12 protein-coding genes are annotated in these 23,826 nt (G+C 61.3%); 3 read left to right on the top strand and 9 right to left on the bottom strand.

The annotated features are described in order from the left end of the window. The first annotated feature begins 67 nt into the window (after positions 1 to 67). The 3 genes from K1X41_RS06455 to K1X41_RS06445 all read left to right on the top strand — a co-directional run bounded on the left by K1X41_RS06455 (position 68) and on the right by K1X41_RS06445 (position 6,613). Positions 68 to 3,601: an FG-GAP-like repeat-containing protein gene (locus K1X41_RS06455; protein WP_220175617.1), complete on the top strand. Its 3,534-nt coding sequence runs from the start codon at positions 68 to 70 to the stop codon at positions 3,599 to 3,601. A 341-nt stretch (positions 3,602 to 3,942) separates the two neighbouring features. Beyond that, on the top strand, positions 3,943 to 4,965 hold the full coding sequence (locus K1X41_RS06450) for a CAP and S-layer homology domain-containing protein (RefSeq protein WP_220175616.1): 1,023 nt from the start codon (positions 3,943 to 3,945) through the stop codon (positions 4,963 to 4,965). 73 nt (positions 4,966 to 5,038) lie between these two features. Further along, entirely contained in the window at positions 5,039 to 6,613 is a 1,575-nt protein-coding gene (locus K1X41_RS06445; protein ID WP_220175615.1) for a polysaccharide pyruvyl transferase family protein, read from the top strand. 307 nt (positions 6,614 to 6,920) lie between these two features. Here the strand turns inward: K1X41_RS06445 and K1X41_RS06440 are convergent, their stop codons facing one another. From K1X41_RS06440 to K1X41_RS06400, 9 genes are all read right to left on the bottom strand, one after another. After that, positions 6,921 to 10,637, bottom strand: a complete 3,717-nt coding sequence (locus K1X41_RS06440; RefSeq protein WP_220175614.1) for a glycosyltransferase — start codon at positions 10,635 to 10,637, stop codon at positions 6,921 to 6,923. A gap of 3 nt (positions 10,638 to 10,640) precedes the next feature. After that, complete coding sequence (locus K1X41_RS06435) at positions 10,641 to 14,387, bottom strand: glycosyltransferase (protein WP_220175613.1); 3,747 nt, start codon at positions 14,385 to 14,387, stop codon at positions 10,641 to 10,643. Positions 14,388 to 14,397: 10 nt separating this feature from the next. Then, complete coding sequence (locus K1X41_RS06430; protein WP_133617345.1) at positions 14,398 to 16,419, bottom strand: LGFP repeat-containing protein; 2,022 nt, start codon at positions 16,417 to 16,419, stop codon at positions 14,398 to 14,400. A 95-nt stretch (positions 16,420 to 16,514) separates the two neighbouring features. Further along, positions 16,515 to 17,651, bottom strand: coding sequence for an ATP-binding cassette domain-containing protein (locus tag K1X41_RS06425; RefSeq protein ID WP_258566681.1), 1,137 nt, complete (start codon positions 17,649 to 17,651; stop codon positions 16,515 to 16,517). Beyond that, positions 17,635 to 18,501: an ABC transporter permease gene (locus tag K1X41_RS06420; RefSeq protein WP_133617979.1), complete on the bottom strand. Its 867-nt coding sequence runs from the start codon at positions 18,499 to 18,501 to the stop codon at positions 17,635 to 17,637. Before K1X41_RS06420 ends, K1X41_RS06425 begins: the two co-directional genes overlap by 17 nt. Positions 18,502 to 18,512: 11 nt before the next feature. Further along, positions 18,513 to 19,805 (bottom strand): glycosyltransferase family 2 protein, encoded by a 1,293-nt coding sequence (locus K1X41_RS06415; protein ID WP_133617971.1) that lies wholly within the window; start codon positions 19,803 to 19,805, stop codon positions 18,513 to 18,515. Further along, positions 19,802 to 21,619: a LicD family protein gene (locus tag K1X41_RS06410; protein ID WP_166644393.1), complete on the bottom strand. Its 1,818-nt coding sequence runs from the start codon at positions 21,617 to 21,619 to the stop codon at positions 19,802 to 19,804. Before K1X41_RS06410 ends, K1X41_RS06415 begins: the two co-directional genes overlap by 4 nt. A gap of 214 nt (positions 21,620 to 21,833) precedes the next feature. Further along, a complete protein-coding gene (locus K1X41_RS06405; protein WP_258566680.1) occupies positions 21,834 to 22,967 on the bottom strand; it encodes an ATP-binding cassette domain-containing protein in 1,134 nt (377 codons plus the stop codon). After that, positions 22,951 to 23,817: an ABC transporter permease gene (locus K1X41_RS06400; RefSeq protein WP_133617979.1), complete on the bottom strand. Its 867-nt coding sequence runs from the start codon at positions 23,815 to 23,817 to the stop codon at positions 22,951 to 22,953. The genes K1X41_RS06405 and K1X41_RS06400 overlap by 17 nt, the downstream gene beginning before the upstream one ends. Positions 23,818 to 23,826 lie beyond the last annotated feature (9 nt).

Below are 23,826 nucleotides of genomic sequence, written 5' to 3'. Positions count from 1 at the left end.
TTGCCGGCGGGCACAGCCCGGGCGCGGCCTCCCCGAGCAATACGCGCCCGAGGTTAGGCTGGAACGTATGGAACTGGCTCCACACACCACACGGCTCGCGGCGATTACAGTGAGCGTAGTGCTGGGGCTCTCTGCTCTCGGCGGCGCTCCCGCGCTCGCCCTGGAGCGCACAGTTGCCCCTGACGCGCCGGGGCCATCGGCAGCGGTCCCTTCGATGGCATCGGCCCCGGCATTCCAGACCGTGCTCGACACGGTGTTGCAGAACCCCGATACGCCGGTCACCACGATGCCGACGCTGGTGGAGCCGGATCCTGAACCGACGTCAGATCCTGGTGTGACTCCGGATCCTGAGCCAACTCCGGAAGTCACTCCTGAGCCGTCGCCGGATCCGGGAACGACTCCTGATCCCAATGTGATGCCCGAGGCGCCAATGCCTGAGCCAGCGGATTCTGCAGAGCCTGGCTCAGAACCGCGCGGCCCCAATGGCGGAATTGCCTCCAACTCTCCAGGCCCCGCGACCGCGAAGCCGTGGGATGAGAGCATGCAGCTCCCCCTCACACATGCCAATCGGGCTTTGATCGGGGATAATTATCCCCAGAAGTACAAGAACTTGCCGCTGTTTCCGGTGACGTGGGATGAGTGGAACTTCGCACATCGACAGTGCACCTCCTTCGTTTCCTGGCGTCTGAACACGGCCAACAAGGTGAAGTTCAGCAACCAATACATGGGGCGCTATGCGTGGGGCAATGCTGCGGAGTGGGCCGGATCCGCTCGCAGCGTCGGGATCCGGGTTGACACGACCCCAGAGGTGGGCTCAGTGGCTTGGAGCGGTCCCTACTACGGGGGCGCATCTGAGTTTGGGCACGTCGCCTGGGTCGCCGATGTGCTGAACGACGGACGCGTGGTGATCGAGGAATACAACAACGGTTGGGCGGGGGCCTATGGGACGCGCACCGTGCCAGCAAATGCCTTCCAGGGGTATATCCACATTGCTGATCTCACGAAACCGTTCACGAAGACGACGAAGCCGGTGATCAGCGGCGTGCCACTGGTCGGAGGTACCCTTACCGCCTCCTTGAGCGGCTGGTCGCCGGCACCTGCGAAGGTTCGGTATCGCTGGCTCGCGAACAACGCGGTCATCCCAGGAGCCACGCAACAGACATTTCAGCCCCGGCTCGTGGATTTCGGAAAGCGCATCACTGTGGAGACCACCGGCGACACTCCCGGCTACAAGCCGACTGCGACCACCTCCGCGGCAACGGCTGCAGTGGTGCTCCCTGACGATAACGGTGACGGACTGGGCGATGCCCAATCGATCGTGCCGTGGAACACGGACGTCACTGGGAGTGGCCGGCCCGCCGTCGTCGGCTTCGGGGCTCGTGGCGTGCAAGTTGCCGTCCGAACGAGCTCCGGCCTCGAGCCTGCACGCACTTGGGTCTCCGGATTCGGGACAGCGAACGGTTGGACGACCCGCTCGCATCCGCGGATGCTGGCAGATGTGGACGGGGATGGGAAATCCGATGTTGTCGGTTTCGCAGAGGACGGCGTCTATGTAGCGCTCAGTACCGGATCCAGTTTCGGAGCGCAGGCTCGATGGACTGCGGAATTCGGTGTGAGCGGCGGATGGACCGTCGAGCATCACCCCCGCGCGCTTGTTGACGTGACCGGTGATGGCCGTGCCGATGTGGTCGGATTCGCCTCGGACGGAGTGTATGTCGGGGTCAATACGGGCAAATCGTTCGCTCCGATGAAAAAGTGGTACGCCGGGTTCGGCACGGGAAACGGGTGGAGCGTCGATCGGACGCCTCGCTTTCTGCAAGACGTGAACCAGGACGGCTTGCCAGACATCCTTGGCATCTCCGACTCGGGCGTGTACGTAGCTGTAAACACGGGGTCAGGGTTCGCCAAGGCGCAGCGCTGGTCTCCCGACTTCAGCGGCAACGCTGGATGGTCTGCGTTACATCACCCCCGCACCCTTGCCGACGTGACTGGCGACGGCCTTCCCGATGTGGTCGGATTCGCCTCAGACGGGGTGTATGTCGGGGTCAACACTGGCAAGAGCCTGCGGCCGATGACCCGGTGGAGCAGCGGCTTTGGAACAATGAATGGCTGGCTTGTCGGTGCGCACCCCCGAGTGCTCGCTGACGTGACCGGTGACGGACGAGCGGACTTGGTCGGGTTTGATCAGAATGGAGTGACGGTCGCCCTCAGCACGGGCTCTGGGTTCGGAACACCGGCGCGTTGGTCAGGCGAGTTTGGTGCGAAATCGTGGCGGGTCGACGAACAGCCGCGGGTGGTGACCGACACGAACGGCGACGGGCGCGCGGACATCGTAGCGTTCTCGAACAGTGGGGTTCGCGTAGCGACGAGCACGGGGAAGTCCTTCACAAGCTCACGTCTGCAGCAGGCCGGGTTCGGGGCAACAGCGGGCAGCTGGGGAGTGAGATACCACCCGCGTGGCAGCAGCGTCATGACGTTGAGCCAACGGCCCACCCCCACGCTCTCCGGGCAAATGCGCGTCGGAGAAAGACTTACGGCGAGAGTCGGCACCTGGTTGCCTGCACCCGTGCACGTCTCGACCCAGTGGTTGCGCGACGGGAAAGCGATCTCAGGCGCCACCGGACGCGAGTACACGCTGGTGCCAGCAGACCGCAGTGCGAAGATTTCATTCCGCGTGAACGCGACAAAGCCTGGTTTCGCGAAAGCTTCACAATCGTCAGCCGAATTCCTGGTCGCGGCTGGCACGCTCGTGAGCGCGGCGCCGAAGGTCTCGGGAACCCCGGTCCCCGGCTCGAAACTCGTCGCCAGCGTCGGTGCCTGGGGGCCGGGGCCCGTCACGCTCGCATTTCAGTGGAATCGGAACGGAACGCCGATTCGTGGTGCGAACTCTGCCGAATATACGCTGACGAAAGCCGATGTGGCGCGCAGGATCACCGTCACTGTCACGGGCAAGAAAACTGGCTACACCACCGAGTCGCGGGCGTCAGCGCGCGTTAAAGTTCCCGGAACCCCGGCCCCGCCGAGTTCTCCACCGTTTGCCGACGTGCCGAAGACCCACCCTTTCGCGCGAGAGATCGGCTGGATGTCGACGTCCGGGCTCTCAACTGGCATGCGTCAGCCCACGGGGAAAACCAAATACTTCCCGAAATCTGCGGTGTCCCGAGAGGCAGCTGCGGCGTTCCTCTTCAGGCTCGATGCACAGAAAACCTATGCTGCGCCGGATCGGCCGCTGTTCCTTGACGTTTCGAAGACCCATAAATTCGTGCGCGAAATATCCTGGATGAATGAGACCGGTCTCACGACGGGAATTGCTACCGGGAAGGGACTCCAATATCGGCCGCAGTCACCGGTCTCGCGCGAGGCGATAGCTGCCTTCCTGTTCCGGCTCGAAGCTCCACGGGGGTACACACCACCGCGGACTTCTCCGTTTGCGGATGTGCCCACAACGCACAAGTTCTACCGGGAAATCGCGTGGATGTATGACACGGGAATGTCGACGGGGATTGCACAGCCAACGGGTAAACCGAAATATGAGCCCAAGAGGGCGGTTTCACGGGAGGCGATGGCGGCGTTTCTCTATCGACTCGAAACCCGAGCGTGACGTTCGCCTAGGCGACGATGGTGTGCGCTCAGTACAGTGGACATATGACACAGAAGCTGCGAAAGATGCTCACTACCGCGGTCTCACTGTGCCTTGTCATAAGCGTCCTCTGGCTGTCTCCGCCCGCTGTGGCCGACGCTCTGGAGGCGAGTCCGCACGGAGAGTCAGCTGAGATAGAGACCTCCAGCGACATTGAGAGTGAGCCTTTGCTCAGCGGCGACACAGACACTGAGCCAGCATCCTCGCAGGAGCAGCGAGTGGTGCCGGGCAATGGGCCGGCGGAACTGGATTCATCCCCTTCACCCACTGCACAGCCCGATTCGCCCGACACAGGGGTCTCATTGGCAGATCCTGAGCCGCTGCTCGATCTCGGTGGCCCCGTTTTGAACGCGATATCTCCTGTGGCGCGGAGCGCGGCAGACGAAGCACAAATCCTGACGGCGGTAAACGCCGCCCGGATCAGCGCCTGCGTCCCCATCCTCTATAGGAACCCCGCGATCGACACGGTCGCACGGGCGTGGTCGACCCAGATGGCCACGTCGGGCTCATTTATGCACAACCCCAACTACAGAAACCAGATTCCGGCAGGCTGGACGGCCGCGGGCGAGAATATCGCGGCCGGCTCGCCGAGCGGCTACTACATGTTTGAGATGTGGATGGCCTCGAGCGCGCATCGAGGAAACATGCTGAATCCTGAATATACCGATATCGGGATTGGGTTTGTGCGTGGCGGGACCACTGCGTACGGAAGCCACGGTACCCAGAACTTCGCCTCCTACGCCGCGCGGCGCGGTGGGGCATTTCTCGATGTTCGGCCATGGTCTGACTTCTATTCTGAGATTCAATGGATGTCGACGTCTCGGCTCAGTACCGGAATCACGGTTCCTGGGTGCACGACCGCAAAGACGTATGCGCCGAAGGATCGGGTCTCGCGCGAGGCGATGGCAGCGTTCCTGTATCGCTTGTCTGGGGCGAGCTACACGCCGCCGAAGGTCTCGCCGTTCGTGGATGTGAAGCCGTCTGACCCGTTCTACAAGGAGATCACGTGGATGTACCACGCGAAGCTCACCACGGGGATTCCGCAGCCGACCGGCAAGCCGAAGTATGCGCCGAAGGATCGAGTCTCGCGCGAGGCGATGGCAGCGTTCCTGTATCGCTTGTCTGGGGCGAGCTACACGCCGCCGAAGGTCTCGCCGTTCGTGGATGTGAAGCCGTCTGACCCGTTCTACAAGGAGATCACGTGGATGTACCACGCGAAGCTCACCACGGGGATTCCGCAGCCGACCGGCAAGCCGAAGTATGCGCCGAAGGATCGAGTCTCGCGCGAGGCGATGGCAGCATTCCTGTATCGGCTCCCGCGCTAGCAGCATCCCGGCCCAGCCCGGCAGGACGCTGCTACGCTGATACCTGATGTGTCGCTGAATAGGTGGAGGTCGTATGAAGGTCGTGGTAGTTGGCGACATGAGCTACCGCGGACGATATCACCTCGGTGACGAAGCGATGTCGGAAGTTGCCTTGAGCGAGCTCACCTCGCGGGGGTTTTCGGTAACGCTCGTCGCGGGCAATCCCGAGGTTTCCACGCGCATGTATGGGGTCCCAACAGTGCCCCGCTTCGGTTTCATCGGGATCCCGCAGCGCGCCGACAAAATCGCGCACAGTGACGCGATTCTGGCCAGCGTCTGCGGTGATGCGGAGCCACCCGCCGGTACCGACGTCAGTATCGCTGCCCTTCGCGCTGCCGATGCCCTGGTGATCGCCGGAGGCGGGAACCTCAACACGATTGGGGAGCATCACCTCTTTGAGCGACTGACACTCATGCGAATCGCCAAGAATCTGGGGATTCCGCTCTATGTGACGAGCCAGACGGTCGGCCCTCATCTGCTGCCCCCTGACCAGGAATTGGTGCGCGAAATCGCGGAGTACGCACGGGTATTTGGGGTGCGCGAATCTCGGACCGCCGAACTCATGCGAGGGCTTTGCGGAGAATCAGCGACCATTGTTCGTACCGTGGATGACGCCGTTCTGTTGGATGGTTCCGTGGTGCCGATTGACCCTGCGAAACCGCTCCCGGAACGATACATTTTGGGCAGTTTTGCAGCCGACGAACGGACCAGCGGACTCGATGCGGAAGCCTACTATCGAGAGCTGGCAGCCATCCTCGACCAGGTAGTTTCCGTCACTGACATCGACGTGCTTCTTGTCTCGCACCTGGGATCGCTCGAGCGAGACGACCGGGAAACTCGGGACTTCGACGACTACGCGCACGAACGGATCCGGGGGTATGCGACGAGCGGCCGCGTTCGTGTGCTGCCGATGATGTCGGCCAGAGAGCTGATCGCCCTCACCGAGGGTGCATCGTGGACCCTGTCCACTAGGTACCACCCACTCGTGTTCGGCGCGGGAGTCGGCATTCCCGCGGTTGGCATCGTCCATAGCTACTACTCGGCTGTGCGAATGCGCGGAGCGCTCGAAAACTCAGGGATGCCTGACTGTGCCGTGCCGATGGAGGGCTGGCGTCCTTTGCTCGGAGAACCGCTGTTGCGAGCTCTCGTCGCACGTCGCGACGAATTTGCCGCTCACCTGCGCGATGTGGGCGGTGCACAGCGGGAGTACCAGACTCGGTGGTGGGATGGCATTGCTGCTGATCTCCGCGGCACGGGGACGGTGGTGCGGGATGATTACTCATATCCGCAGGGTCCTCGCTGGACCGACACGGAGACGCAGCTGCAACTGTCGCACATCAGAATCGCCACTGAGTCAGTGCAGCTGACTCGACTGCAGATTCAGATGACCGAACGAGACACCGACATCCGGCAGCGGCGGAAAGCGGTCGAGCAGCGTGGCGCACGGGATCAGAGCGCCGCACTGGAACGTGAACTCATCGCATTGCGCGGTGAACTCACCGCATTGCGCGCCGAGCTCGCCGAGGTACGGCATCGTACTCGTCCTCCTGGGGCTGCACTTCGGGACCGAATTCGATTGGCACTTCAACGGTCGCGAGGGCAGTCCTAGCAAGTGAGCCCCTGGGTACGCTCTCCTATCCGTGCTGGGTCCCCCGGGGTGAGTGAACGATTCTTGCCCCGTTCTTCGGATGGCTGACGGACGAGGACCCTTCACCCGCGTCCACTGCACAAGCCGCCCGTCCGCTGTACTCGAGGCGCTATGGAGTCTCGGGCCCAGCACTGCATCTCTCCCACCAGAGCTCCCGCCACTTGGGTATCAGTGAGAGCGAGATGCCCCGTTTGCGACGAGCCGGAGGAGAGAAACCTATACCCGGGGTAGAACGAGACGGATCAGGGGAAGTGGGACGGGAAAGCGCCTACACCGAGGTCGCAGTGCCCACCTCCGTGAACCCCAACGCGGTGAAGAGCTGGCGCAGTGATTGCGCCGTGAACGCGTCGGCGTCGAACTCGGTCGCTGGGACGAGATCTCCAGTCGAGATTCGTTCGAGCGCGGTCGCAAGCCCGGCATCGTCGAGAGGAACGAGCACGCCGAGCGCGCCGTATTCGAGAGCCGATCGGGAGCCCGGGGTGGCAGTCGCGACTACTGGCGTACCAACCGTGAGCGCTTCCAAAATGACCAGAGGTTGACCCTCGTGAAGCGACGGGAGCAAGAGGGCGTCGGCAGCGCGAAGATGCGCTTGCGGTGCTGGGACATGACCGGCGAACCGGACGAGGTCGGTGAGCCCGAGCGTGCCGCTGAGCCGCTCGAGGTCGGCCCGGAGCGGGCCGTCGCCAAGAAAGGTGAGCCGCACAGGTGGCGTGAGGCGGTGGCGTTGCTCCGCGAGTACATGAAGCAGCGCTGCATGGTTCTTCTCGGGGGACATTCGTGCGACGACGCACGCGTGCCGCCCTGGCAGCCGATACCAAGCTTGCTCTTCTTGGCTTAGGCGTGTGGCGGCCAAGGTGCGAATCCGAGGAACATCGATGGTGTTTTCGATTGTGATGTGTTGATCCCGTGATTGGCCGAGATGCTCCGCGAGAGCTTCAGCGTTTGCATCGCGTACTCCGTCGCTGACGGAGGCGATGAAATCGTAGGCATCGAGGATCTGCATACCCGCGCGTAGCTGAGGGTATTTGGTTTGGATCTCACGCCACATTTCGTTGTGGAAGATGACGCCGCGTTTACCGCGCACTGGCACACCGTAGGCGGTGAGAGCAAGGCTGCTCGACAGGTATCCGGTGAATTCCACCGCACTGTCGAAGGTGGCCCCGCCGAAGCGACGGTGACCTTCACGCTGCCGCTCCGCTTGCACAAAGTCGCGGATGAACGGCGCATCGACGTAGTGGCGGGAAGTAAAAAAGCGCAGCGCTTCTTGCTCCATTCGGGTTCCCGCGGGCTGGCCGACGCCGATAAGGACCCGTGCGTGCGCGAAGATCTCCGCACGGAGCGCGGGATCGGCGTGCGTGAGCGCGCCTGGCCACGGACGGAGGTATGGCGAGCAGTTTGTTGTGGCCAGATTCGTGAGGAGGCTGCGCAGTGACTGCGTAATCCCGTTCTCCGGGAATCCGTCAGTTGATACCAGAAGTGTCCGAGTTGCGCCGTGCTGGGTGGCGGACACGGCGGCGTGAGTCTCCTGTCGCCGGGGCGCGAGGACGAGCTCAACGGCTGAGCAGGGGCGGCCCCTGAGCGTCGGGGCGGTGGAATCCGCGTCAGTGCTGTGGTTGAGGAGATCGGGGAGGAGATCCCGTGCAACCGCAGCGGACGAGACGCTGCGGCCCTGATAGCCGGGAAGCTCGCCCAGCGCGACCGCTGGCAGGCCAAGCGAGAGAGCATCTGAAAGGAGCGCCGCGCCCTCTGAGACGAGTACATCGGTCGCACGGAGGAGCTCGTTCGGGTCCGTGTCAGGCGCTCGCAGGGAGGCCCCGTCTGGAAGTGTTGCTTCCGAGAGTTCGCGTTCGAGCCGAGCGGTGGCGGTGATAACGACGTGTACGCCACCGGAAACGAGTGTCTCTGCCACGCGAATTGCCACGGCGACCTGCTCGGAGAGCTCCATCGCCGGAAAGTGCGGCGCATAGAGGACGAGGTGATCCCCAGCCGCGACGCCGAGTTCGGTGCGCACGTGTGTGATGCGTGATTCGGAGAACGCCCGCGTCAGTTCCAAGCGCGGGGCTTCTGCGAGGACAAAGGCCTCGGGGTTCAGCTCGTCCACATCGAACGCACGCGGAAGCGATGCGAGGGTCGCTGGGTCGGTGCAGACTATGGCGTCGGCGTGCAGGAAGTTCCGGGTCACGTTCCCATGCCTCGTTGGCATCGCCTGGTCGCGTCCGTGCGGCTCCCAGGCAGTTCCCTGCCAGACGCACACGAGGCGTTGCCCCTCGCGCTTGATGAACTCCGTCGGCAACGGGGCATTCGTTACCAGGGAGCCCGCCGTTGCAAGGACTCGGAAGTACCCTGGCGAGCCCTTCCGCACGAAGGTAACATTGGGCTTCCCGAGAAGCGCCGGGTGTATGGAGGCCGCGCTCGTGATACTCCACACGTGGTGAAGATCTGCGGTACTTGGCGCACTGAGTAACTGGCAGCAGAGAGCAAACGGATCCCCGCTGGTTGCTGAGCCGAGCGATGACTCGTAGAGCACGGTCCGGGAATCTATGGCTTCTGACTCGCAGAATTCTGCGTACCGGACCTCGGGCGAGATTTCTCCGGTCAAGCGATCCAGCTCCGTGAAGGGGAGGGCGGGGAGCCTCAGATCCTGTGCTGCGACAACACTCCGCCAGGCGCTCTCCCATTCGCCATTGGCCGCTTCGAGCCGGGCAAGTGCCCACGCTGCCTGGGCTCGGAGCGCCGTCGAGCTGGCCGCCTGCGTGAGCAGGCGGAGTTCGTCTGCACGGTACTCGGCGTCGCCGCGTTCGGTCCGCGAGTCTGTGGACGCGAAATCGCGGCGCGCCGGCCCACGAAGAAGGAGTGCACGAAGGGCTGGATCGACCTCGCCACCGCGAAGTTTCGCCCAGTCGCGCGGAGGGGTCGCTGATTGGCTGAGAATCCACTCGACGGCTTCTCGAGGCGAGCTGAGCTGCTCAAGCAGCGCGCCGACTCGGAACCGTTCGAGTGCTCCTGGCTGCTGGTCCGAGCGGTAGGCGTCGAGCGCTTCATTCGGGCGGTCGAGGAGTTCGAGCAGCATTCCGTGAAAGCCCGTGACCCAGCTTCCCCGATCCGGCCTGCGAGCGGCCCATGCGATGCGCGAGAGCGCCGTATCAGTACGCCCCGCGCGAAGCGCGGCCTGGGCCCCGAGTTCAAGCAGTCGCGTGTCCGTGTCGGATCCGAGAGGTGCGTGGCGCGGAGAGAGCACCCATTCGGCGTCTTCAACGCTCGGGAAGTGCGTGAGATAGGCCCTTGCCGCGCGTTCCCGGTCAATCCCGCCTGCATCGTTCGGCGAAGCATGGTGCAGTGCGGCGTCGGCTTGTTCTTGATATCCCAACTGTCTCGCACAGGAAGCGGCGGAGAACACACGTTCGTCACCTGCATCCAGGTCTTTGAACCGAGCGAGATAGCGCCAGGCGGCGACAGGGTCCTGCCGACGGAGAAGAGCTTGCCCGAGCCAGATCTCCCATGCGAAGACCTCTCCTGAGTCGCTCGCGAGTTCAATGCATCGCTCCACGGCCCTGATTTCGCGGTGCACGTTTGAGCGACGACGCTGGTTGTCAGCCTCTTCGGCGTAAATAGCAGGGAGGTCTGGGTCGAGATGTTTCGCACGTTCCAGAAGCTCGTCGCCCACGAGGTACTGCTCTCGGCCGTATCGAAAGTGTGCGAGCTCGACGAGTGCTGACGCGCTGACCGCGGAGACGTCGGCGATGCGGTCCGCGCTGGCGGAAGCTGCCGCGGCGCCGTGTTCCCGATCCGCCCACTCGAGTACCGGGGCAATGCCCGTGGCGTCCGCGGCGATGAGTGCTTCGAGACGGACAATGGCTGGGTCTGTCCCCGCGCGGAGCTCCGACGTACTTGGCTTCTGGCTGGTGAGCTCCACAAAGGCTCGGTCCCAACGATCACCAGTGAGCCTGCGCAGTGCGCGGGCGAACGGGAATCGCACCGGCCTCATCGGCTACCCCGCAACCTCGGTGGCCTGCCCGTCAATCACGGCGAGGAACCGGTTGCGAGAGTTCTCTGTGAACTGATCCGGATCGAACGCGTCGGCCGGCACGAGATCGCCGGATGCAACGATGCGAATCGCGTCTTCGAGTCCCTCGTCGGTGAGAGGAACGAGCCGTCCCAACTCACCTTCGCGAAGCACCGACCGGGAACCGGGGATATCGGTCGCGATCACCGGCGTGCCGATCGTGAGTGACTCGAGAATGACCAGGGGCTGGCCCTCATGCAGCGATGGGAGGAGTAGCGCGTCGGCGGCGCGGATGTGTGCGTATGGGTTCGCGACGAGGCCGCGGAGCCGCACGTGGCCCTGCAGTCCGAGCTCAGCAACGCTGCGCTGTAGTTCGAGCATGAGAGGCCCGTCGCCGAGAAGCGTGAGAAAGAAGGGACGCTCCAAGGTCGGCGCGATACGCGCCAGCGCTTCAAGGAACGCCTGGTGGTTCTTCTCGGGCGATAGGCGGCCGACGATGCACGCGTGCACCCCCGGACGCGCGTACCATTCCTGGTCGGCCGCGTCGAGCGGGGCGGCGCTCCCAGCGAGGATCTCCGCGGTGTTGATTGTGTTCTCGAGCGTGATGTGCTTTTCGGGAGGTACCCCGTACTGCTCGAACAGGTCTTCGGTGTTGCTTGCCCTCGCTCCGTCACTCACCGAGGCGATGAAATCAAACTCTCCGAGGAGCGACATCCCGGAACGGAGTTTCGGGTAGCGCGTCGTGACTTCTTTCCACATCTCGCTGTGCAGGATCACACCCCGGCGGCCTTCGCCCAGGCGCACGCCGAGCGCCATGAGCGCGATACTCTGTGAGTCGTATGCGCCGTATTCAACCACTGCGGCGAACTCAGTTTCCCCGTAGAGTCTTCGGGCTTCGCTGAGGCGCCCTGACTTGAGAAACGGATCGATGAGGGTGCTTCGACGGAATTCGCGGCTGGCAAAGAAGCGCAGAACTTCGCGCTCCATGCGTGTCCCAGCTGGCCGTCCAACCCACGGAACAACGTTTGCGTACTGGCGAACATCCGAAATGGTCTCAGGGGTGGCCGTATCCAGACCGTTGGCGTTGAGCGGAAGGTGCGGTCGGTAGTCGCTGCCGTCGAGCGCCCACAGGAGACTGCGTGCGGCCCGCGTGATTCCATTCGGGGGCAACCCTCCTGTTGCTAGGAGGAGTGGGCGAGGGTGCTGCCGCGCGGGCTGTGGGTCGCGTTCACCGTCGAAGAACGCGCGAATGGCGCGGGCTGCGGAAGTGCCGTTCTCCCCGGCAGAAAACCGCTGAGTCTGTGCGGCGTATCGTGCTGTGTACTCCGCGGGGTTGGCGATCGCCTCGCGGATCCTACGTGCAGCATCTGCTGCGGTAGCTGCGGATTGGCCTGGCACCTCCTCAGGAGGGAAATAGAGCCCTCGTTCGGCCTGGTACTCTTCGATCGCTGCGGTGAGTGTGACGACGGGGACCCCGACCGCTGCCGCGTCAAACAGCACACTGGAGAAATCGGTGACGAGGACGTCTGCGGCTCCGAGCAACTCGTTCGTGTCGAGATCATCGGGGATAAACCGGACCCCGGCGGGTGGTGCAGACCCAGCGAACGCTTCTCGAACGTATTGGTGCGCGCGCACCGCGACCACATAGCCTGCTCCGCTCATTTCTTGCGCGGCCGCGAGAGTCTCCTCGACTTCGGCATTGCGTTCCTCAAACAGGCCCTTCCACGTAGGCATGAAGACCACGAGCTTGTCGGACGTGGAGAGGCCGATCCTGGTCCGCAATTGTTCGCGTTGTGCGGCGCTGAGGTTGATTGCAAGATCGTTCCGGGGATAGCCGCTGAGCATGAGCGTGCTCGGACTGACGAGATCTTCGATCGCCATACCGCGCGTCAGTACGTCGAGTGTGTGCGAATCCGGAACCAAAATGAGATCGGCCTGCAGCATGCTCCGCGCGACGTTTCCGTAAGCGAAGGAATCAGTACGCAGATCGCGTCCCAGCGTTTTCCAGGGCACCCCGTGCCAGGTGTTGAGGGCGTGCTGTCCTGGGCGGCGGGAGAAGCAGTGCTCCCAGGTCGCGTTGTTGATCAGGTAGCCGGCCGTTGCCAAATAGCGCATGTGGCCAATGGACCCCTTGCGCACGAAACGTACGCGGGGGTGCGCGAGAAGCTCTGGAGCGATCGTTGCCCGGGAAGTCACACTCCACACGTGTGTGAGGTGATCCCGTTCCGGATCTCGGAGCAGCTCGAGGCAGATTGCAAGGGGGTTGCACCCCGTCGACTCCCCGAGAGAAGACTCATACAGCACGGTGTCTGAGGCAATGGGCTCTGTGGCTGCCCACTCTGCGTACTGCATCTCCCAGGTGAGGCCGATGAGCGAACGGTGGAGCAGCCCGAGTGAGATCGCTGGGAGGCGCTGGCCGTGTGATTGCCGAACGGCATCCCAGGCTTCGTCCCAGCGGCCCTCGGCAGCGAGGGAATGCCCGAGCGCGCGCGCGGTCTCCGCAATCGCAGAGGGGTTGCTGAGGCGGGGGAGGAGGTCGCGCAGCGCGGCCTGTCGGGACGGGGTGTCGACTTTCCCTGAGGCCCGGCGCATGAGCTCGGGTACCTGAGGGTCTACCTCTGGCCCTGTCTTGAACGTGAGTGTTTCCGGGGAGATCTGCGGTTCCCCGAGCATCACGCGAACTGCGGCTTCGCTGCCCTCAACTTCCACGAGCAACTGAGCGTGGAGGAGATCGAGCGCCGCGCCGCGTTCGCTATCGGTCAGCTGCCCGTATGTCTCGAGAGCGGCTCTCGGCTCGCCGATGAGCTGTTGGAACTGGGCGAGTGTGGACCTTACCCACGCTGACCGATCCTCCCGGTCGACCGCTCGTGTGAGCGCTTCCATCGCCGCAGAAATGTCCGCTGTGCGCAAATACGCGCGGTACGCGAGCTCAAGTGCTTCTGTCTCGTCCTGAACCGCGCCTTCCTTCAGTAGGCGGAGCACCTCTGTGGCCCGACCGAACGTGACCAATTGTTCTCGCGCCGCTGTGAGGTAGTCGATGCCACCCGACGGCGATGGAGCGGCGAGCCTGTAGGCGCGTGCTGCCGCCTGAGCGTCTCCGATAGTGACCGCGCAATATGCAGCGGAGTAGATGCTGGGGGTTTCAGATGGGAGCTCGGTGAAACGTTGCAGGGTTTCCCATGCGGAATGTGGTTCGCCCAGACGGAGATACGTCTCGCCGAGCCACATCTCCCACCGCAGGCGCTCCTTCGGATCCTCGGCGAGTTCGACGCTGCGCCGCACTGCTTGAAGCTCACGGTGGAGGTTGCCGCGCGCGCGCTGGTTCCAGGCCTCTTCATCGTAGATACGAGGGAGGTCGGGAGCCTCGAGCTTTGCGCGCTCGATGAGCGAATCGCCCAGGGCGAAGCGACCACAGCTGTAGTAATATTTCGCAATTTCGACAAGCACTGCGGCGGTGACCGTCGGGGACTCGGCGAACCCAGTTCCGAGAGCGACCGCCTGCGTCACCCCGTGTTTCTGCGCTGTGTAGCGCAGATAGGGAAACACGGAGGCTGGGCGCTCGCGAAAACGGGAGCGAAAGCGCTCGTCCAACCGTGAGACCAACGGCGCTGCGAAGCCCGCCCGGGCGACCATTCGCAACGCGAGAAACTCGCGGCGCCAGGGGTCTTTCCGATCAAAGAGTACACGGGCAGTGCGTGCAAAAGCGGACGATTGGGGCTCAGGCGTGGACATCGTTCCTAGTCTAGTCAGCAGCGTGGTTCTTGGCTTCGAAAGTGCCGTCAGTGGGAGAGACACGCTCGGCCGCTTCACCGTCTGAATCCGCGCCGCTCACAGATCCCGAATCATTCTCCTCTGGATGATCAGTGCCTGGCGGCTCTGGCACCTCTGTCTGGTTCGGTATCTCCGAGGTCTCGGGAGCCTCAGGGGCTGGAGCTTCTGGCGAGCTGGTTGCCGGAGGACGAGCGCCCTCAGGTGTCGGTGTTGCGTGTTTGAGCTGTTCCGATGGCGTCGGAGCGGTAGTGCTGGAGGACTTGCCCGGGTAGAAGATGACTCCGGTTCGTGCGGAGTGCACCGCCATACCACCGGTGAATACAACCGCAGTGTTTCCATCCTGGAGCGTCTTTTTTCCCGCGACGAGCGTGCCCCACGAGCCCTTTGGGCCGCCAGCCTTCGTATACGCAGTGAGGTACTCGCCGTTGGCGAGATACACGTGCTCGGTCGCGTTCAAGAAATGAACAAGACCCTTTTCCGTGAAGCGAGAAGTCTGCGCACCTATGACAATCTCAGGCCCCGTGAAGTAGCCCACCGTTGCGCGCCCACCGATCGCATTCCATCGAGTGAGCTGCGCCGGCGTTACCACCGCAGAGTTCGAGCCAGACACCATGAGTGTCGCTTTCTGGAACTTCTGCGAACCGGAAGTGCTGGTGGGCAGCGACGCATTGCCAGTCGGGAATCCGAGGGCTCCCTTGTGGCGACCCGCTGCCACCCAAGCAGTGTGGAGGCGAGTGGGAACAAACTTGACGCCGATCTTCGCATCGGCGTAAATTGCGGTACCTTGCTGGAACGCTTGGGCTCGGGTGCCCGCGGCCACCTCTCCGGTTGGACCATCGGACGCGAGGAAGCCCCAGCCACCCTTCGCGGCACCCTGCGCAATATAGGCGGAGAGGAAGCTTCCTGTCCCGGTCGAATCGTGCACCCGTTTCAGTGAGTTCGAGTACGTGATGATGCCCTTGCTGAATCGCCACTGCGAGCCACCTCCATTGGCTGCAATTGCCTCTGGGGCTGCCGTGAGCGGGGTACCGAACTTTCCGGGGTTCGCGGCATATCGCTCCCGCACCTTCATAGTCGACGTTGCTTCGCCCTGGACGCTTCCGAACCACGATTTGTAGAAATTGTGGAAGTTGCGATTGCCGTAGCTTGAACAGCTGTTGCCTGTGCCCCATCCGGCGTTGAGCGACGCTTGGTTCGGTCGGTACGGTGTGTAAATGTACAGCGACGCGGTAGCCCAGTTCTCGATGTAGACGCTGGAGGTGCCGCAATCTACGGGGTTGCGGTTCTTGTCGTCGGGAGCCCACTTAATCGTGTTCGCACGGAACGGCCGGTAGTTGTAGGCATCTGGATGAGCGCGATAGACCTTCAGTTGCCACGCTGCGCGGTACATCTGCGCAGAGAAACCGCCCGATCCGCTACTGCAGTTCGCTGAGTTGTTTGGGCCAGAGTCTGGACAGTCATAGCCCATCGCGAATTCATACTGCCGAGTGGTGGGCCAGGTGTCGCTGACCAAGCTCTGCTCTTTTTCGAGCATGACGAGCAAGACCTTTGGACTGATCCCGCAGGCCTTTCCCACCTTCGCGATGATGGCGCCAACCGTCTCATTCGCGGCACCGACGTAGGCCTTACAGTAGGCGTTTGCCGCGCGGGACGGTGTGGTGAATCGCGCATCTTTGAGGCATGAGCTGGCAATATAAGTGCTCTTCCAAGGGGACCCCGCCTTGCGACCCGGGTCCCCGATCGTGCAGCGTCCATCGGAGGTTTCGGCGAGGCGCTGAGCCAAGAAGGTCTGTATCTGCCCAGCCGACATAGAGCTGCCAGCGTAGAACAAATCGTCGGTGATGATCCGACCCGGATTGAAATCGCTGGACACGGAGGCTTGAGCAGGGGAGACGCCACCCACACCGCTCACCGCGATCCCGATTCCGATCACCCAGACAGCGATAGCGCCGAGAAGTCGTCGCGTCCGTCGGCGAGATTTTTCGACGATCAACTGAGATCCTTGCTATTCGAGATCGATGTGGCCCGTGCCACCCCACGTTAGCCGTGGGGGGAACGCGTGACAACTGCAGATCGCAGCCTGAATGGTCAGGAGTCTTCGTTCGCTGCAGTGAAGCTCACACCGTCTTCGGCGGTGTACGTCGCCTGTCCGTGTTGGAAATCGAGCCTGCGGTCCCCGTCCGAGACCTCGCCGCGCACGGTGTCCGCGAGGAATCCCCACGGGCCGATTGGGCCGTCCAAATGGAGATACCGTTCGAGGAACGATCCACGGTGGATCGCGAATGCCTGGCCTGACTCGTCTGAAACGGTAATCATGCCACGCTCGAAGCGCTGGAACCATCCGCCACCATTTGCCTCGGTGCGAACCTCGTCGTGTATTGCTCCGCCAAGCTCCTCGCTGATCGGGGAGTGATATTGCTCGACATGTTTACCAACTGCATGCCCCGTCGCGGTACTCCCTCGTTTTCCAGCTTTGGGATCCATGTAGGAGATGGCTTCTTCGATGGGGCCATCGAAGACGATCTGGCCGCGTTGGAGGACAACGCCTCGCTCGCAGAGTTGGCGGACCTGGCTGGCTGAATGGCTCACGACGAACATTGTCTTCCCTTGTTCGCGGAGCAGCTGCATGCGTTCTGCGCATTTCGCGCGGAATGCTGCATCACCGACAGAGAGAATCTCATCGACGAGGAGGATATCGAGTTCGGTGTGCACTGCAACTGAAAAACCGAGGCGGGAGTACATGCCTGAGGAATAGTGCTTGACTTCGGTATCGATAAAGTCTCCGATCTCGGAGAACTCAAGGATGTCATCGAATCGGGCTTCGGTTTCTTCTTTACTCATCCCGAGAATGGCCGCGTTGAGGTAGACGTTGTCGCGGCCCGTGAGGTTGGGGTTGAACCCTGCCCCGACTTCGAGGAGCCCAGCGATACGGCCGCGAGTGCGGATCCAGCCGGTATCGGGGCGCATCACACCCGAGAGGAGTTTGAGTGTCGTTGATTTGCCTGAGCCATTGCGACCGAGCAGCGCGATGGATTGTCCTTCAGGCACTTCGAGATTCAGGCCGTCAACTGCGTTGAACTGTGAGGAAAGTTGCTTCCGCTGCAGTGCAGCGACCACTGATTCTTTGAAGGAATTGGTGTGTTTGAGGGTGAAGGTTTTGCTGACATCGGTGATGACGATCGCCGGCTTCACTGCTTCAACCGGAGAGTTAGAGGTGCTGGGCAAAGTTCCCCTCCATCTTTCGGAACGTGAACTGCCCGATGAGCAGAGTTAAGAGGGCAAGCACGAGGCCGATCCCGGCGTTGAGGAGCAGGTGTTCTGGCCGGGCGGAGTCTGGCGCCAAGGGCAGCCAGAACACGTTGTGGAAGAGCTCGACGGCTGTGGTCATGGGGTTGACCATGAAGAGGTTGAAGAGCCACGTTGGCATGAGCTTGTGAACCATCTCCCAGGAGTACAACACCGGAGAAGCCCACGTCGCGAACATGAGAATGAGATCTACGACGTTTCGCGCGTCGCGGTACGCGACGTTGATGGCGCCGAAGAACAGGCCAAGGCCAAGGGCGAACACGAGCACCACGATAAGCCCGACGAGCAGCGCCGCGACTTGCATCCAGGTGATCGTCCAGCCGAGAAACAAGCACACGACGAGGAGCACTGCTGCCTGGGGGAGGAAATGAATGAACGCGACACCAACTGCGGCAACGGGAAATAGCTCACGTGGGAGGTAAATCTTTTTCACGAGCGAGCCGTTGTCGGTAATCGCGTTGGTCGCGTTGCGCAGGGCCTCGCTGAACAGGTTCACCGTGATGATGCCGGCGAACAGATAGACAGGGAAGTAGTCCATGCCCCGGTTTGCTCCGAGCACGACCCCGATCACGAGGTAGTACATCAAGAACTGCGCAGCGGGGCGAACGTAGGACCAAGCCCAACCCAGCACAGATCCGTAGTACCGAGTCGCGACTCCCTTTCTTAACAGAAGGGAGAGGAGGTACCGATGTCGAAATACATCGAAAAGGCCCCTGCTCTTACCCGGACTGTCAAAGTCTGGGTCAGAAAGTGCTGCTACATATGCCACGACACAACAGTCTACTTACTAACGCTGGAAGCTGCCCCGTTCGTCGGGAGGGCATCATTCACAGGCGCGAGTTTCGCTTCGAGCGTCTCGACGAGCGCGTCAAGCGTCTTTCCGTGCGCTTCGTACTCATCGAGCTCACTTTGGAGAAGGTTGATCCTGACTTGCAAGCGATGCAACTGTGCAGGACTCACTGGCTGGCGCCGGGAACGCTGAACAAGGCGGGAGAGTCGTGATTGCTTCTTCGACTTCCGCTTCCGCTGAGGACCGACCTGTTTCGCATTGGAAGCAAAAGGAACTGCTGGCTGCGGCACAATCGCAGCGGGAGGTGCGTCCGCAATCCTTCCGACGTCAAGCTGGAGGTCATCGCGTAGCTCAGCAGGGAACTTGGGGACAGGCGCGAATGATTTGCCGCTCTTCAGCGCTTCGCGCATGTGTCGCTGGACGCTCTGGGGGACTCGCGCCGATCGCATTTGATCAAGGACTCTGCGCCGGTACGCATGATACGATCCCGATCCTTCAAAGTGCCATCGGTACGAACTCTGATTTCGCGCACCGCTTGCAAATTTCCAGAGATTTGCAGCAGTGACCTCGCGATAATTCACACCTGCGTTTACGCCCATATCATGAATCACGATGCTGTCCATTGCAACGATACCGGGTGCATAACGCGCGGAAAGACGCTTCGTGAATTCTTTGTCATCGAACCAGATGAAGTACTCCGCGAGTGGAAGTCCTGCCTCTGAGAGGACGTAGCGAGGGAACAGCACTGAGACGAATGTGCACTCAACGACACGCATTGAATTGAGGCCAGCAAGGAATGCACGGGGCCAATCCCAAGTGGTAATCGGGTTGTTCATTTCGCAGAGTGCACCATCGATCGCTTTCACGACTGAACACGCAAAAGGCACAGGCTTGTTCAAGGTTTCTGCAACGGCGTTGCGCTGCTCGATCAGGATCCTCAAAGCATCTGGGGCAGGATAGCAATCGTCGTCCATCACCCAAACGTAGTCAGCGCCGAGCTCGTGACCCAGGGCCATCCCATACTCGAACCCCCCAGCGCCGCCACGGTTCTCTTGGAGGTGACGCACCACGATACGGGGGTCTTCCGTCGCATCGAGAAACTCACGCGTTTCGTCTGTTGACGCATTGTTGATGACTACGACAGTCGAGCACGGGTAATCCTGGCCCAATACTGACTCGAGCGTCCGGGGTAACTTGTCGACACGATTAAACGTCACGATGACGGCGGCAACGGTTTCTCTACGCTCCTCCTCGAGCGTTGCAGGAGTGTTCTGATCGGTCATGCCTGGGTTGTCCCGTCTTTCATCGTGTTCGCAGCATTGCGCGACAGCGAAGACTCCGCGCGAATGTGCTCGATCATGTCTGCCACTTCCGCAGCTCGAAGCAAATCTCGTCGTCGATGATCGAGACCTCGCTCGAGCGCCGTCACCTGTGTACTGAGTTTGCCGAAGGGGTCTCTGTTCTCAAGCCAAGATTGCGCGGAGCGCTGTATGCGCTTTGAGAGTCGTGCGGTTTCTCTCGAAGAGGTGCGCTCTTTGGTGCCCTGTTGGAGCTCGAAAAAGATTGCATGAGGACGTCGCAGCGCAGCATGCTCGCTCGTCACTGGGAGTGGGCGTGCGATGGCGCTCATTCCCAGACTGGCTGCTTCCCGGGCGATCGCTTCGAGTTCCAGATGCCACTTCGCGGGATTGCTGAACGATACTCCTCGATCCGGCACTGTGAAAACGGTAGCGAGCGCGGTTCCCCCACTGGCGCACGACATGTGTATGAGCCTCAACGCGTTGATGCGGGCGAAGTGAGAGGTCTGCTCAAGTACATGGTTCGCAACGATGTCAAAGGGGCCCTGAAAGCCTAGGTCGCGAGGCGCCTGAAGGATTGAAAGCCGGAGGAGATTGAGATGTATGTACTCGGCGGTGTTGTTGTTTGGGCGTAGTACGTCACTCGGAAGGTAATCACTGGCGACAACTCGTCGTTTTCCGGTGTTCTGTAGTCGGGAGGACAGGGTGCTGCGGCCGCTCCCGAGCTCTATGAGCTGAGGTGACTGCAACTGACCTTGGACACTTTCGATCCAATCAGCGCTGGAGTCCCAGGTGCTCTGACTCTCCACCGCGAGCTCGTGGTCATTGAGGAAAAAGTCAGTCCAGTAGTCACGCTTGAAGTTAAAAGAACCGAACCAGTTCTGAAATCTTCGCTGTGTGCGAGGCTTCGTTCGTAACCGGTACCCAGGAATGGGAGTGCGCCAATCCCTGTCGTAGTTCACTGTGAGCCAGGCATTGCTATCAGCAGGGGCGGGGAAAGCGAATTCGCCAATTTTGACTTCTTGGAAGGGAAGGAGCTGGTCGCGCCGCATCGGGCCGCGGACGTGGAAGGGCTGATTGATACAACCGTCATCTGTAAAGAACGCCGCAAAGATGTCAATGTAGTACTGCAACGATTTGTCAGGCGAGACGAAGTGTAGCTGCATATGTGCTCCGCCATGTTGCACGATCTGGTAGCCGGCGTTTTTGAGAGCACGCGCGAGTCGAAAATGCTCGATTGCGACGTCTGCTGGGTGTGAGTGCGCGGAAAGGTAGGCGATGTCAGCGTCGTCATCATGTGGCAGGAGCTGTCCAGCACGAACAGCGCCCAAGAGCGTTCCTCCGACGATAAAAGGGCGAAGGCCTTGGTTTAGGAGGAACTCGGTAAGCTCAGCCGATCGTTCCAGAATGAGCTGGTGCGAATCGGTGAACTGGGAAAGAGTTCGAGCAAGCCGTCCCCACTTGTTCACCGAAAGCAGCACACCCTGCTCATCAACGACCCTGACCCGTTCTTCGGAATCAGAGAACCGAAGCTCGCGCGCGCCGAGAATCTCGCCGGTTGCAGAGTCTCTGACTGTCAGCTTGGTGCAACCTGCAAGATATGGCCGGAGCGAAGCAGGAATTCTTGCTACTGAGGGAACATTTCCGTTCCGACCCCGAACATCGAGCGACCAAACACGATGGTCATCGAAATAGAAATCAAGCGAGAGCACGGTGACGGGGACCGGCGGGAGCTCGACCGTCCGCACGCTAGAGAGTTCTGATGTCGTATCATCTTGCACGCTGGCAAGACCTCCCATGTCTCTATCCCACTTGGTCTGTGAAAACAGGCGCCGAGAAAAGCGTAAATGTGTCCAGTCTGGAAACGAATAGCAAACTCTGGGCGACTCCCTGATAATAGCAAGAGATTGGGGTTCCCTATGCAGGGTGTCTCGAGGCTGAGGAGTGCTTGAACCCGGTGGGACCGGGTATCCAGGCGCTCCCTCGAAGCATTTCACTACGCGAGTTCGCCGGCTAGGCGGGCTTCGCTCTGAACTCGAGTCCGTGGTCGATACTGTACGCAGCGGTGCCATTCTGAAATGTCATCTGCCGAGTCTGAAACTTTTCAATTTCTCCTTGCGGAGCTCCGGCCATGAATCCCCAAGGTCCCTCTGGGCCGCCCGAACGCATATAGGCCGCCAAGAAGATTCCGTTCGTGAGCCCCACAACTTTCGCATCGGAACGGAGCGAATCACTGGCCGTGATTATCCCATTCTGGAACCGTTGCCAACTCCCTCCGCCGTTGCGATCCACCCGGAGCTCGGGACCCACTGGCGCGCCGAACCGCGCAGGGCTACGTTCGTGTAATTCGCGGATTCTTCCCTGCACCGGGTGGGCCCACGCCTTGAGTTTCTTCGGGGGATCCATGTAGGAGATGGCTTCTTCGATGGGGCCATCGAAGACGATCTGGCCGCGTTGGAGGACAACGCCTCGCTCGCAGAGTTGGCGGACCTGGCTGGCTGAATGGCTCACGACGAACATTGTCTTCCCTTGTTCGCGGAGCAGCTGCATGCGTTCTGCGCATTTCGCGCGGAATGCTGCATCACCGACAGAGAGAATCTCATCGACGAGGAGGATATCGAGTTCGGTGTGCACTGCAACTGAAAAACCGAGGCGGGAGTACATGCCTGAGGAATAGTGCTTGACTTCGGTATCGATAAAGTCTCCGATCTCGGAGAACTCAAGGATGTCATCGAATCGGGCTTCGGTTTCTTCTTTACTCATCCCGAGAATGGCCGCGTTGAGGTAGACGTTGTCGCGGCCCGTGAGGTTGGGGTTGAACCCTGCCCCGACTTCGAGGAGCCCAGCGATACGGCCGCGAGTGCGGATCCAGCCGGTATCGGGGCGCATCACACCCGAGAGGAGTTTGAGTGTCGTTGATTTGCCTGAGCCATTGCGACCGAGCAGCGCGATGGATTGTCCTTCAGGCACTTCGAGATTCAGGCCGTCAACTGCGTTGAACTGTGAGGAAAGTTGCTTCCGCTGCAGTGCAGCGACCACTGATTCTTTGAAGGAATTGGTGTGTTTGAGGGTGAAGGTTTTGCTGACATCGGTGATGACGATCGCCGGCTTCACTGCTTCAACCGGAGAGTTAGAGGTGCTGGGCAAAGTTCCCCTCCATCTTTCGGAACGTGAACTGCCCGATGAGCAGAGTTAAGAGGGCAAGCACGAGGCCGATCCCGGCGTTGAGGAGCAGGTGTTCTGGCCGGGCGGAGTCTGGCGCCAAGGGCAGCCAGAACACGTTGTGGAAGAGCTCGACGGCTGTGGTCATGGGGTTGACCATGAAGAGGTTGAAGAGCCACGTTGGCATGAGCTTGTGAACCATCTCCCAGGAGTACAACACCGGAGAAGCCCACGTCGCGAACATGAGAATGAGATCTACGACGTTTCGCGCGTCGCGGTACGCGACGTTGATGGCGCCGAAGAACAGGCCAAGGCCAAGGGCGAACACGAGCACCACGATAAGCCCGACGAGCAGCGCCGCGACTTGCATCCAGGTGATCGTCCAGCCGAGAAACAAGCACACGACGAGGAGCACTGCTGCCTGGGGGAGGAAATGAATGAACGCGACACCAACTGCGGCAACGGGAAATAGCTCACGTGGGAGGTAAATCTTTTTCACGAGCGAGCCGTTGTCGGTAATCGCGTTGGTCGCGTTGCGCAGGGCCTCGCTGAACAGGTTCACCGTGATGATGCCGGCGAACAGATAGACAGGGAAGTAGTCCATGCCCCGGTTTGCTCCGAGCACGACCCCGATCACGAGGTAGTACATCAAGAACTGCGCAGCGGGGCGAACGTAGGACCAAGCCCAACCCAGCACAGATCCGTAGTACCGAGTCGCGACTCCCTTTCTTAACAGAAGGGAGAGGAGGTACCGATGTCGAAATACATCGAAAAGGCCCCTGCTCTTACCCGGACTGTCAAAGTCTGGGTCAGAAAGTGCTGCTACATATGCCACGACACAACA

The sequence above is a fragment of the Leucobacter luti genome, assembly GCF_019464495.1.
Taxonomy (GTDB): domain Bacteria; phylum Actinomycetota; class Actinomycetes; order Actinomycetales; family Microbacteriaceae; genus Leucobacter; species Leucobacter luti_A.
Note: the sequence above shows the minus strand (reverse complement) of the source record. Positions and strands in the feature narration are given on the sequence as shown.